We start from the raw sequence: 13,904 nt of genomic DNA on the forward strand, positions 1-13,904 counted from the left end.
TCAGTGGGAAAGTCTTGATTCTTATAATCGCTTGTGCCAGGCGCATAGGTACGCTTCCATCTTGATACTTGATACTTGTATCTTGATACTTCCCTATTTCGGCTCCGGGAACATCGCCAACAATTCCTCCAATTCCTTAACCTTATCCAATGCCGACAACTTTTCGTAAGCACTGATCAGGTTTCTAAGGACACGCTGAATAATATCTACATTAGTGCAGGGTTCATAAAAATGCTCATTAGGTTTAACATTGAGTTGTTTCAGGAACGCGTCAACATCCTTTCGTCCGAATATGAAGCCCTTATTAAAGGCATTTATATAGAATAATATCCGGTCTTCAAACAAATCACCCGAAACCATTATACTTTCTGCCGGAGTTTCATCAACGTAAGCGAGAATAAAATGCTGCGGCAGATTGACGCCATAGATTGGGATATCAAGTTTTTGTGCGATGATGGAATAGATTACAGCAAGCAGAATCTGGTTTCCTTTACGGCTTTCGAGAACCTGGCTGATGTATGAGTTTTGTGGATCCTGATGGTTAGTGGTATTTCCGGTAAATCCGTGGGCGCCATAAAGAACATGATTAATTAGCTTTACCTTTTCAACCGCGCTCATATCATAGATCATCTGCATCCAGATATCGCGTTTGATATCTTCCAGCTGATTAATGACTTTCTGTTCATCCAGATCCGGATACTGATACTTGTTGATGATTAGAATTCCCTGCAGAAGATCAAATGCACCCCCGATATGCCAGAGCTCTAGGTCTTTTTTTACATTCTGAAACTGGATCTTATGAACAAGGTTCTCTATCCGTTCCTGCAGAATCGAATCCAGGGATTGGCCCCATGCATTTTCCAGATGATGGATAACGTCATTACCATAGGATAACAGCTTCTCTTCGACATGACTTGCTATTTCCGTGTCGGGATCATCAAGTAACTTAATTAACGATTCTACTTCCTTTTCATTCATTGCTTGGTACAAAAATAGTTAAAAGCTTAAAGCTGAAAGCAAAAAGCTTTTGACTGTACGCGTTTTGAGTTATATGTTGCTGTGTCGTCGCTTTACGCTTTTCGCTTCCCGCTTTTACCTTTCGGCTTTCGGCATCTCGCTTCTCCTCACTATCTTTACGCACTATGATAAACCTGCAATTAGCAGTCGACTACCTTAAACATCGATTTACGTCCAAAACCCGTCACGGAGTTCATTCCCCCTTTGCCTATCGGCTGGTTGATAAAGTTATTTACGATTTTCATGCCAAACCCAGCTACGGTAAAATTGAAGACCTGCGGGCTGAATTGCTGCGTGATGAAAGAGTAATAAACATCACGGACCTGGGCGCGGGATCCCACGTTAACAACAATAAACGAAAGCAGGTAAAAGCTCTTGCAAAGAATGCTTTAAAGCCTGCTAAGCTAGCCCAGCTAATTCATCGCCTTGCGGCCGATCAGTCTCCTGAAAACATTATTGAGCTTGGAACCTGTCTTGGATTAACGACGGCATACCTTGCAAGCGCTGCACCTGATGCTCAGGTAGTAAGCATCGAAGGCTGTCCGGAAACTGCTGCAATAGCAGAAGAAAACCTGTCAACTCTTGGGATAAAGAACACCGGCCTTCTGGTCGGAAACTTTGATAAGATATTACCAGATGTGATCTCTATGTTTCCCGCTCTGGATTTTGTCTTCATAGACGGCAATCACCGTAAGGATGCCACACTTAATTACTTCAAATGGTGCTTACCCAAACTGAGTGAAAACTCCATCATGATATTTGATGATATATACTGGAGCAAGGGCATGAAAGAAGCCTGGGATGAGATCAAAGCCCATCCCGAAGTTACCGTAACGATAGACCTTTTCTGGATAGGATTGGTGTTTGTAAGGAAGGGGCAGGCGAAGGAGGATTTTAAGATACGGTATTGAGTTGACGGTTGACAATGGAAGGACAGTGGCATGATAGCAAGGGAATCCTTCCAGGCACTGGTCAAAGTCTTGCAATTAATAGTTATGTTTGTTTGAATATCAATCACTTTGGAGCGGTAGTAAGGAAAAACCCAGGAGAAAGATAATTATCCTGGAGCCAATACAGAGTTTTTCTTTTAATCATCAGCGAATCTTCGAGGAGGTAGATCTTTGATAATTGTCTGAATGAAATTTAATTGTATTCATAAATCATTGAAACATGACAAATGATCGCCGGACCTTTCTTAAGATCGCCGGAATTGCAGGGATTGGTGTTGCAGGGGCAGGAGTACTAGATGGATTAAACGCGAAGGTATTGGAGCCTGGATCTGAGGCTTCCTCTAATGCCGAAAGTGCAGATGAGACAAAGCATAGTATCATAGGTTTATACGGCCCCTGGGCTTATTCTTTAATTGAAAATGAGATACCAGCTTTTTCCTTCCGCAATGAAAAATGGCAGAATGTTAAAAAATGGAGAAAGTCTGCAAGGCAGCGGCTTCTCGAGAAGCTGGCAATTCCTGATATCGGAGGTGTACCTAAGGTGACAGTTAAAAAACAGTACACGTATGACGGTTTACACGTGGAAGAACTTAGCTGGCAATTGCCTTATGGCCGACCAACAGCAGCGATTTTATTAAAACCTGAAAATGTAAGCGGACGATTACCTGCGATCCTTGCTTTTCATGATCATGGAGGCAATAAATACTTTGGCACACACAAAATTACCAGAACTTCTGATAAACGTCACCCCCTTATTGAATCCCATCAGGATGAATACTACAGTGGTCTTGCATGGGCAAATGAAATTGCCAAACGCGGATACGTAGTTTTAGTTGCTGACGCATTTCTTTTTGCAAGTCGCAGAGTAATGTTAGGGGATGTTCCGCTTCAGTTAAGGAAAGGCCTGAATGATGATAATCCTGAAGACACAAATAATATCAAGGCATATAATACCTGGGCTGCCGATCATGAACATGTAATGGCTAAATCCTTATTTAGTGCCGGAACTACCTGGCCGGGAGTATGTTTAGCAGAAGATCAGAAAGCGCTTGATGTTTTATGTGCCCGGCCCGATGTTGATGAAAATCGCATTGGATGCGGGGGACTGTCAGGCGGAGGTATTCGTACGGTATTTATGGGAGGAGTCGATCCAAGGATTAAATGCGCGGTATGCATGGGTTTTATGACTAGCTGGAAAGATTTAATTCTTAATAAATCTTATACGCATACCTGGATGACGTATGTTCCGGGTACGCCTAAAGATCTGGACTTTCCTGAAATTCTCGGGCTTCGCGTGCCTCTTCCCACACTGGTGCTGAACAATATAAATGATGGTTTATTTACGCTGTCAGAAATGAAAGCATCGGACAAGATTCTGGGCGATGTTTATAAAAAAGCAGATGCTGAAGATAATTACAAATGCAGTTTTCACCCCGGTCCCCATAAGTTTGATAAGAGTATGCAAACGGAAGCTTTTGATTGGTTTGATAAGTGGTTGAAGGCCTAAGAGAAGGTTGAAGTGGCACATCAGGATGCAGTTCATCCGTGCCACTCTTTCGGTACTTATTCTTTTTGAACTGGCAAATTGCATCTTAACTTACCGTTTTTATCCCCGCGGGTTCTTTTTATTAATTTTATGATTGACTATAAAACTGACCATATCCCGGTTGTAATATCGGCCGCCGGAATTAAGCTGCTGAATGATTTTAATATATCCTAACTCAAGGGATATGCTTTTTTCTATCTGATAATTTAAGCCACCATAAAAACGATTTTGATCAAACTTTTTAGTCGTGTATACAGAAACCCCATCGCTGGCTTTGATTGTTATATTATGGATAGGCTGCTTTTTTATTAAATAATATTCAAATGATATCGAATAAGACAAACGCTCTCTGAATTTAAAGCCCTCAATGAGACTATCGTTAATGCTCTTGTTAATAAAACGCTCCTCGGATCTAAAACGGTGACCCAGACCGAAGGTTTTGTATTTTTGCTTGTAAATTAAATCCTGATTCAACCTTATCTCAGGCACTACCAGCTTACTCAACGAATTAGGGTCGTTGGGAGAAGTAAGGTAATATGCTGCACCAACTGCAACATTCCAGTTTTCTAAAAAGCTATAATTAACCTGTGATCTTATAAAAAATTGAGACTGCTTAATTGGAACGAGAAAACTGCGCTCCTGAATATCATTCAAAAGAGAGAATTTTGCAGAAATTCCAACAATATTAGAATATGAAAGTATCGAAAATGATTGGTTTATTATTTTCTTTTCTGCAGTCTGTCCCAGCAAGTTAATGGATAAAAATAATAATATCGAGCTTAAAGCATAACGCAGGATAATCTTATTGAAACAATAAGGTCGGTCAAGTTTGGTTTTTGTTTTAGGTAATCTCAACTTTCCACTACTTTACAAATGCCTGCCCATATAACGCCCTTCCACTCTTGGTTCCCAAATGCTTTTCGTTCTCTACAACTACTTCACCGTTAACAATGACGTGTTTAAAGCCTTTGGAATACGCGTGCGGCTGCTGGAATGTTGACATGTCCCGAACTTCTGCTTCGCTGAAGATTACAATATCGGCTGCGTAGTTTGGAAGAAGGTAACCGCGGTCGCTGAGCCCAAACTTTTGTGCAGGCAGGGAAGTCATTCTGCGTATAGCTTCTTCAACGGAAATCACTTTTTCATCGCGAACATATTTTCCTAATACCCTGGCATTGGTACCATAACCGCGCGGATGCGGCATACCCTGCCCGAACACCCGAACACCCGCATCAGCGCCGAACATGTTGAAAGGATATTTCATGATGTATTTTACATCCTCTTCATTCATGCTATTATAAACCATCTGTGCACCTCCTGCCAGTACCATGTCCATAATTGTTTCAGCTTCACTAGAAACATTTGACTTTTTACCGAGAAGCTTATTTATCTCTGAGATGTTTTTGCCATTGTATGAAGTGTCAGTAGGATAATTTGCAACTACCGCATAAGAGTAATTAGGGAAAGCATAACCCTTTAACTGCTGAAGCATTTCTTTTTTGATCTTCGAGCGTGATTCCGGATCCGTCAATCTTATTCTCATGGAATCATTTCCTCCCTGAAAGGTCCAGTCGGGTAAGCGTATTCCAAGATTAGTACTACTTGCAGTATATGGATACTGGTCGATGGTTACATCCCAGCCATCTTCACGCGCCTTTTTAATCAGCCCGAGGGTAATATCTGATTTCCCCCAATTTGCTTTTCCACCTATCTTGAAATGCGAGATCTGAACCGGGATATTAGCCTCTTTACCTATGTTTATTGCCTCATTTATTGCTTCAACAGCACCGTTCTCTTCATTCCGGATATGTGATGCATATACGCCGTGGTATTTTGCAGCAGCTTTCGCCAGACTTACCACTTCTTCAGTTTTGGCAAAGGTGCCGGGAATATAGATCAAACCAGTTGACAACCCAACAGCGCCATCTTTCATCGCTCGGGCCACCAGATCATCCATGCGAGTCTGCTCTGCAGTAGTAGGAGCGCGGTTCGCCCGCTGCATTACCTGAGCGCGAACAGTGTTATGGCCGATAAGAGATGCAATATTAATTGATGGGCGTATACTATCCACTAAGCGCAGATACCCGCGGATGTCCTCTTCAGACCCACCGCAATTACCAGTGATCACGGTTGTCACGCCATCCAGAATGTAATTAGCCGCATCGGGAGTTGTAATAATATCTTTTTCTATGTGTCCGTGAACATCAATAAAGCCCGGGGCTACAATTAAGCCTTTTGCGTCGATGATTTTAGTGGCCTTAAGACCATTGAGGTAACCCACTTTCAGGATCTTACCGTCCTTGATAGCTACATCACCATAAAACCAGGAGTTGCCGGTTCCGTCAAGTACCTTTCCATTCCGGATAATGATGTCTGCTATCGTTTGTGCGGTTTGGGCCCGGGTTAAAAAGAATGTTCCTAAAAGAACGAATGTAAATACGAGTTTTTTCATTTTAAAAGAATAGGGACGGATTGATATGGACTATGAGCAATGGGCTTTGACGTTCGAATCAAATATATAATATTTATGAGATGCAGGAAACGGGATGCGAGATGCAACAATCGAGACCCGTGATACAAGAAGCTGAAACGAGAAATAACAACCATAAGGCCCATGATTTTGTCTCATGTCTCATATCTCGCATCTCACATCTCGCTACTCATTTAAAGCCCCATAAGCCATCGCCCTGAACTTTTCAATTACTTCGTTATGTGTTCTTGCCTGCATTTGACGATAGATTAGCAGCACCATTTTCTCTTTGGGATCAACCCAATAAGAAGTGCCGAATGCTCCGCCCCAGCCAAAAGTGCCCGCCTGCGCAGGCGTACGTCCGCTGCTTTTGTCGGTTACCACCTGGAAGCCTAAGCCGAATTTATCTTCGTTGGAAATGGGAACTTCACCTACCTGATTGGTCGTCATCATTCGAACCGAGTTCCTGGATAATATCCTTTTTCCATTGTATTCACCATTGTTCAGCAGCATTTGAAGGAAAATAGCATAATCGTAAATGGAAGAGCTTAATCCAGCACCACCGGAAAAGTACGAGGTTTTAATAAGGGGGTACCTTGATGTAACCGGTCCGTTATTAAGCATATTGGCTTGTGCTTTAACAAGTGTTCCATCCGCTTTTTCGGTGTAAAGATTAACAAGGCGATCTGCCTTAGCCTGAGGAACGTTAAAGTAAGTATCCTTCATACCCAATGGTTCAAAGATCCGTGTCCTGAAAAAATCATCCAGGCTCATTCCGGAAATTACCTCTACTACGGCGCCAAGTATATCGTCATTTAATCCGTACGTCCATTTTTCTCCGGGCTGGTGCATCAGCGGAAGCTTACCCAGGCGGGTCATGGCTGTAAGGAGACTCTCATGGCTGACACCTATTCCCGTCGTCAGGCCAGCTTTGTTATAGATCGCGTTCGCTTCCTTGGTTCCAATCTGTGCATAACCCACACCTGAAGTATGGGTAAGCAAATCTTTGATCGTTACTTCTCTCTTTGCCGGTACTGTTGTATATGTAGTATCTGCTGCGTTTAACTGAGCAAGTACCGACTGGCCTTTGTAAGATGGAATGTATGTTGACACCGGGTCACTCAGCAGTAATTTGCCTTCCTCAAAAAGGATCATTATGGCTACGCTGGTTATCGCTTTGCTTTGAGACGCAATCCGAAAGATCCCGTCTTTAGGCATTGGAGATTTAGTATCCAGATCATCATACCCTGCAGCTTTGTAATAAGCCACCTTTCCATTGCGGATGATCAACGCGGATGCACCATTCAGGTAACCTTTACTCACCCAGTCATTCATGGCAACATCAATCCTTTTAAGGCGCTCTGATGAAAACCCTGCGGCCTCCGGTGTTGATGTTGTAATAACCTGTGCAAAAGCACTTGCTGTGCCTGCGAACAGCAGTGCAACCCATAATAAATTTCTTTTCATACTCATATACTTATCATTTGTGATATAAATTCTCAATCAAGATTCTCCTTTTAGCCCGTCGACCCCGAAGGAGGTCGTATATTTATAGCAATAAATATTTCCGACAAGTCGACCCCGAAGGTGGTCGCATGTGGTAGATATTGTTACATACGACCACCTTCGGGGTCAAACCGACATTTGTTTTTATATAGTGGCTTCTTTTTTTTTAAATCTACGAAAAACACTCATTACTATAGCTGACATCAATTATCAAAGCGCTTCGTTTTAACGTATGAAAAAGACTCTCAACCTCCCTGACGGCAGGCAGGCTCTCCACTTAAGAATTATTTAACTCTCACAAACTCCGTAACCGGATCCCCAAAAGGCCTGGTGCTGATCTTGTCTATTTCCCCTTTATCGTTCGTGATAAAACTAATGCGCATATCGGGATACCCTTTTCCATCTTCCATAGTAATAAACTGGTCATAATGCCAGTGACTTAAAGCAGCAGTCAGTGCACGATAGCCTAGGGCAAGTGCATTGTTTTTGACTTCAATTTTGATATCTCCATAAACCGGATGCTGGAATGTACCTGTATAAGCCTGCATTTGATGAGAAGGAACGGTATTAGTTACACGGGACGCATTCAGCGAGTCGATCTGCCTTTTGTTTCTAGCCTCGCCTTCAAGATAATCCTTACGATACCGGCCGCTCCAATCTGTAGCTTCGCGAGCCAGTAAGATATCGATGATTGGGAGGTTCATTACTGACCGAAGTGAACCTGCCGAGGTAGAGTTATGAACTATAAAAATAGCCAGGCTGTCTTTTGGCAGGTAGGCTAGATTGGAGTAAAAGCCATCAATAGAGCCGGTGTGACTTACCATCTTTGTTCCCTTGTAAGTTTGGACGATCCTTCCCATGGCGTATATAGAATTGGAAAGCTCATCATAGCGGCCTCGTTTATCCGACAAGTTTTGCGGGATCATCGTTTCGGCAATTGCCCTTGCGGGGATCGCCTGTTTGCCATTGAACTTACCACTATTAACCAGGGCAATCATCCAGTTACCCATATCTTTCATATTGGAGTAAATGGTTCCTGCAGGACCGAGGGTTTCAGACTGGGAGCTGAACATGCGGGCTACCAGTTTTCCCTGTTCATTATCGAAATAAGATTGCGAATGCTCGGCTGGCTTTTTACCTGCTCCGGCAAAGCCGCTGGAGTTCATAGCCAGGGGCCTGAAGATCCTTTCGCGCACGTTATCTTCCCACGATTTTCCGGTTACGCTTTCAATTACCAATCCGGATGCCATAAACATCATATTATTGTATATGTAGCCTTCGCGATATCCCAAAGACGGCTTCATGTAAGCAATTTTGCTCAAAGCTTCGGTTCTTCTATAAGGCGCATTCAGCCAGATCCCGTCATAGCCGGGAAGCCCCGTGCGGTGGCTCAGCATATCCCGCAAGGTAACCCGTGAGGTGAGCTCTTCGTTATAGAAATTCATGCCTGGAACGTAAGTGCGAACAGGCTTATCTAAATCTAACTTTCCTTCTACTGCAAGCTGTGCAGCGATGGTTGACGTAAATAGTTTGGTATTAGACGCGATTGGGAATAAGGTTGTCTCAGTTGCCGGGAGGTTTTTCTCAATATCCCTCTGCCCATAACCTTTGCTGTAGATTACCTTGTCTTTGTACACAATTGATATTCCCATTCCAGGAATATTCCACTGCTGAAGAAGGCCGTTTGCATACGCATCTATAGTTCCGAATTTGTCTGTGTAATTGGTACTCTGCGCCGAAACATATATCGGAAACAGCAACAGTAAAAATAAACGTTTCATTATCTCTAAGTTGTTGATTGAGTTTAGGTATTATTTTAAGAGGTCTTCCGGCGTTATGGGATTACTTAAGAGGTTGCCGAAAACCCTCCAGCGCCTGCTCATAATTTTGTCTTTATTTGCACTAACAGGCATGTCGACTGTTTTTGCAGCATCTTCCAGTTGCTTCGTCAGGCTATTTGCCACATATTGTTTAACCACATCCTGCCCGTAATTGTAATTGATGACATAGCTGCGGTATTTCTTTATGAAGCTTATCGACTTCAATGCTGTTTCTTTATTGTAAAGGCAGTATTTCTGAAGCCACGCCATGGCCTGTTCATCGCTCATGGTTGCGTTTACGATACCTCTTCCGGCTTCGTTCCGGGCATAGTTGAGTTTGCCCCGCATAGCAAGAGCTTTGAAGTATAAGCTAATCCCGTTCGTATCCAAACCGGCAAGCGGAAGGATAACTTCTTTCGAGAAATGAATTTTGTCTGCGCCGGGAAAGACAAGTTCGATACCATAATTTGCACTACCTTCGGCGATAAACGATTGCGGACTGAACAAAGGATATAGTGATATTTCAACCCAGCCTTTATCCCGGTAGAGATTCTTTTCAAGGAGCATATTATAAACATGGTGCCCCGGATAACTTTCATGACTGCCCACATCAATAGCCCGTTCAATAAATATCTGAATATCTGTGTTTATCTGGATCTCGCTGGTATAACTGCCCTTATACCAGTTGTAACCGCTCCATGGTTTATCTGTAACGTACCCAAGGGTGAACTTTTCATCTGCGGGCAGCTTGTAATGTGCTACTGTTCGTTTCCTGGCCTCGGCAATTGTAGTCTTAAAAACGGTATCGAGCTTAGCTTTCGGAATGATGAAACGGTTGGCGAGTGTCTGAAAGCGATCCTGAACACTGCCCGATCCCGGAAGTATCAGATTCAGCGAATCGATCAGGATCTCATAATGAGAAGGTGAATACTCCGGTGCTTTGACCCCAAACAGGTCCTGAGACTCTTCGTCGAAAGTACCAAACTCACCTGTAAAGATATTTACTCTACGGCTGAATGCAATTAATTGCCCTGACATCCATTTGGCTCTTACTTTATTAGAATCAGTACCTGTTGTAATGATCTTCTCAAGCTCATTACGCAGATGCGTGATTGAAGTCAGAACACTGTCTTTCGGGAACGCAGCGGGTTTGTTTTTCGGCTTCAGGGAATCCGGGCCGTAGTAGGCATCTACAAAATCGGCATCATATTGACCAATGAATAAGCCGAGCCGTATGTAGTTTTGGGCAATTGTATTTAGAGATTCTGTACTATCGTCCTTTTTGTGAAAACAGGATAGAACAAGAAATATTGATGCGAGAAGTAGCAGGTGTTTAAATCTATTCACGTCGGAAAATTCTAAAATACATAACCTAAGTATGCAAATTAGTAAAATTACTTCTCGAAGATTAAAAGGATTCGCCTAAACTTAAATAAAAACCTTTTTGCCGTTTTTCACCCGACTTCTTTTCGCCAAGGGCGTAATCCATCCTTATACTTAATCCTTTTTCAATATCAAAGAAATACCGGAAGCCGCCGCCCAGACTTGGCTTAAGGTCGGCAGCTTTGAAATTGCTATTGCCGTAAACTGTTCCCGTTCCTGCAAAACCTACGAACCCAAATCTGGGGTTTAGCCTTAGCCTAAGCTCGGCCTGCAGGGCAAGTAGGTTTTCATCGCGGTACCGGCCGGTATAGTAACCGCGCATCATCTCATCATTGCCAAGCTGCGGCAGCATATAGAACGGGGTGGAGCCGCTCCCTATAGTATGGAAGAGCCCGTTTGCACCAATCACCAGCTTCTTACTTAAACTTTTGAAGCTTCTTAGGTCGGCTTTGAACATACCCCCGTGATAATTATCGCCGCCAAAGAAATCCGGCGCATAAGAGTAGTTTAATTTGAGATATGATCCACTGGTTGTATAGATGTTAGAATTACGATTATCCAGAATCTGCGATACGCCGACAAAAAATACCTGACCTCCATCACGGTCTGTGATTGACGCATCTGTGCTGTAGATCCCGCCGGCTACTTTGTCCGTAAAGCGATAATTATCATAGCCTGCACTCAGCCCCGTATACGTTATTCTCCCAAGCTTCTTTTCCACCCCAACATTTAGCCTGAACAGCTTTTGCGTGATCCGGTCTTCATTGGCCTTTAATGTACCGTTCCCTGTTCCGTAGAAGTTGAACGGGAAGTTCCTGTACCGGATCTCCGATAAATAGTGGTAGGTATTTCCCGGTGCCCAGATATCGCTTTTAAGCTGAAAATTACTCTGGCTTTTAGTGGTAAACGTGGCAATGCCGTTCAGCCGGGAGGCTCTTGTCAATGTATCTTTATGATCTGTATAAAACGAATATAGCGTAGCAACACCCAACTCAAGCCCTTTTTCCTGAGCATAGCCCAGCACAGGAAGAGGAATAAAACTGCTTGAACGGGAAGTGTCGGTGTCATTGGAAAAGAGTTTCTTAATAAGTTTCGTCTGGGCGAATGAGGAATTGCCGGTTGAAGATATGACGGTAACGAAAAGGAGTAGCAGGTATTTTTTCATGAGGGGCAAAGATAGGGTTTAGTTGAGAGTCGGCCCTGCCTTGGTGTACGGGAAGTTTATCGCGGCAAGCACGAAGAAGTTATAAGCCAGACGATAGATGGGGTGGCCATGATGACAACAGATTTGAAGAAGGACGATGACCTAGCTAAACGGTCAGAAACTGAAAACTGAAAACTGAAAGTTGAATGCATTGCGATTTTCCACTTTTAGTTATGCTTCAGTTTTCAGTTTTCCACTTTCAGTTATTTCTTACTTCTTCTCCCTAATCGCCTTAAACTCCGAGCCTTCCTTCCAAACCGGCATCTTTGTTTCGAACGCCAGGCGTTTTCCAACGAGGAACAGTAGCTTCAGATCTTCTAAGCCACCAGCGAAGGTCCAGGTTGCCGCGTCGTATTCGTCTGATGGGCGGTGATAATTCTTCTCACGATATAGGGCACCCTGTTTTTCGCCGTAGCCCTCTTCCTTACCTATTACATTTACACCGCGGGAGGTGTACAGTGCTGGGATACCCACCTTTGCAAAGTTGAAATGATCTGAACGGTAGTAATATCCTGCTTCAGGATGTGTTTCATATGCAAGTACACGCCCTGCTTTTTCTGCTTCTGCTTTCAGGTAATCTTCTAATTCTGACTGGCCCTTGCCTACCGTGATGATATCGCGCGTGCTTTCCGCAGGATTTAATCCATCAATATTAATATTAGCAACTGTTTTGGCCGCGGGGTATATAGGGTTTTGAGCGTAATACGCAGATCCCCACAATCCCTGTTCTTCGGCGGTAACTGCGAGAAGAATTATAGTACGTTCAGGCTGGGTTTTAAGGCTTTTAAATGCGCGGGCGAGTTCAATAAGACCCGCTGTGCCGCTGGCATTGTCCAGAGCGCCGTTGTAGATTGAATCGGCGGTTTCATCTGCTTTGCCAATTCCAAGGTGATCCCAGTGTGCGGTGTAGATGATCACTTCATCCGGTCTTTTTGTACCAGTGATCTTACCGATTACATTCAGAGATTTATTGAAAGTGGTGGCAACTTTGATGTTTGTAGAGAGTTTAAGATTAAGCGGCAAAGGCTTGAACCCTGGTTTGTCAGCCATCGCGAAAAAGCTTGTGCTATCCATTCCCGCTGCAGCTACCAGTCGTTTTGCAGCCGGCAGAGAAACCCAGCCATTAACATCAGTATACCGGTTTGGCTTAGCGCGATCGTCCAGCCTAAGCTTCGATGCATTCCAGTTATTTTGCACAACGGAGAAGGGGTAGCTCGCTCCTTCGGTAGTATGCACAATCAAGCATCCTTTGGCACCCTGACGAGCGGCTTCCTCAAATTTATAGGTCCAGCGGCCATAATAGGTCATCGTTTTGCCTTTGAATAAAATGGTATCACCAGCAGCAAAACCCGGATCGTTTACCATTACAAGGACGACTTTTCCTTTGACATCAAGGCCGGCATAATCATTCCAGTTATGTTCGGGAGCTACAACACCATAGCCCGCAAACACTACTTCGTCATTATTTAAACTGACCTTGTCAGTTATCTTATCAGTCCAGATAACATAATCATCAAAGCCTTTAAGTGTTAAACTCCCTTTCGGGGATGCAACGGTCATCAGAGGATCGGCAATGGTTTGAATATTTACCATGGGTACTTCCTGAAGGTAGCTATCACCATTTCCAGGCTCAAGGCCAGCTTGTTTGAATTGTCTTTGGAGGTAAGCAACAGTTTTAGTTTCACCCTCGGTAAAGGGTTTACGTCCCTGAAGCGAATCGTCGGCAAGCTGCGATACATGAAGGCGCATGCTATCGGCGCTGAAGGCAGCCAATCCGTCCTCATCAACGGCAGATGCGCTTGGAGTATCCTGGTTGCAAGCGGCGCACATTGCTATCGCCGCAAGGGCAAGGGTGAGTGAGTATTGTTTTAGTTTCATAAAGGGTTGGATTGGTTGAATGAAGATATGAATTAGTTTGGTTGCGCTCGCAATGACAAATGAGGTATGTCCTTGCGAGGGGTAATTTATTTCATAAAAATCAATATAAAAGACGTTAATTTTGGATAAG

The 13,904-nt window shown here is 43.6% G+C and carries 10 protein-coding genes; 2 read left to right on the top strand and 8 right to left on the bottom strand.

Annotated features, from left to right (window positions below; translation table 11 throughout):
- Positions 1 to 93: 93 nt before the first annotated feature.
- Complete coding sequence (locus WKF69_RS07760) at positions 94 to 978, bottom strand: transglutaminase-like domain-containing protein (protein ID WP_340380983.1); 885 nt, start codon at positions 976 to 978, stop codon at positions 94 to 96.
- Positions 979 to 1,142: 164 nt separating this feature from the next.
- Between WKF69_RS07760 and WKF69_RS07765 the strand changes: the two genes are divergently transcribed.
- Entirely contained in the window at positions 1,143 to 1,928 is a 786-nt protein-coding gene (locus WKF69_RS07765; RefSeq protein ID WP_340380985.1) for a class I SAM-dependent methyltransferase, read from the top strand.
- 259 nt (positions 1,929 to 2,187) lie between these two features.
- A complete protein-coding gene (locus WKF69_RS07770; RefSeq protein WP_340380987.1) occupies positions 2,188 to 3,474 on the top strand; it encodes an alpha/beta hydrolase family protein in 1,287 nt (428 codons plus the stop codon).
- A 99-nt stretch (positions 3,475 to 3,573) separates the two neighbouring features.
- Here WKF69_RS07770 and WKF69_RS07775 read toward each other — a convergent pair whose 3' ends face one another.
- From WKF69_RS07775 to WKF69_RS07805, 7 genes are all read right to left on the bottom strand, one after another.
- Entirely contained in the window at positions 3,574 to 4,368 is a 795-nt protein-coding gene (locus tag WKF69_RS07775) for a DUF2490 domain-containing protein (RefSeq protein ID WP_340380989.1), read from the bottom strand.
- A gap of 7 nt (positions 4,369 to 4,375) precedes the next feature.
- A complete protein-coding gene (locus tag WKF69_RS07780; protein ID WP_340380991.1) occupies positions 4,376 to 5,965 on the bottom strand; it encodes a D-aminoacylase in 1,590 nt (529 codons plus the stop codon).
- 204 nt (positions 5,966 to 6,169) lie between these two features.
- Positions 6,170 to 7,450, bottom strand: coding sequence for a serine hydrolase domain-containing protein (locus WKF69_RS07785; protein ID WP_340380992.1), 1,281 nt, complete (start codon positions 7,448 to 7,450; stop codon positions 6,170 to 6,172).
- 323 nt (positions 7,451 to 7,773) lie between these two features.
- A complete protein-coding gene (locus WKF69_RS07790) occupies positions 7,774 to 9,270 on the bottom strand; it encodes a serine hydrolase (protein WP_340380994.1) in 1,497 nt (498 codons plus the stop codon).
- Between the two features lie 30 nt (positions 9,271 to 9,300).
- Positions 9,301 to 10,656: a hypothetical protein gene (locus tag WKF69_RS07795; protein WP_340380996.1), complete on the bottom strand. Its 1,356-nt coding sequence runs from the start codon at positions 10,654 to 10,656 to the stop codon at positions 9,301 to 9,303.
- Between the two features lie 61 nt (positions 10,657 to 10,717).
- Positions 10,718 to 11,857 carry a BamA/TamA family outer membrane protein gene (locus tag WKF69_RS07800; protein WP_340380998.1) on the bottom strand — a complete coding sequence of 380 codons (1,140 nt, stop codon included), beginning with the start codon at positions 11,855 to 11,857 and terminating at the stop codon, positions 10,718 to 10,720.
- A 249-nt stretch (positions 11,858 to 12,106) separates the two neighbouring features.
- The coding region (locus WKF69_RS07805) for a M28 family metallopeptidase (protein ID WP_340381000.1) at positions 12,107 to 13,904 on the bottom strand (1,798 nt) is incomplete at its 5' end.

Origin of the sequence: Daejeonella sp. (genome assembly GCF_037719425.1) — a bacterium.
Taxonomy (GTDB): domain Bacteria; phylum Bacteroidota; class Bacteroidia; order Sphingobacteriales; family Sphingobacteriaceae; genus Daejeonella.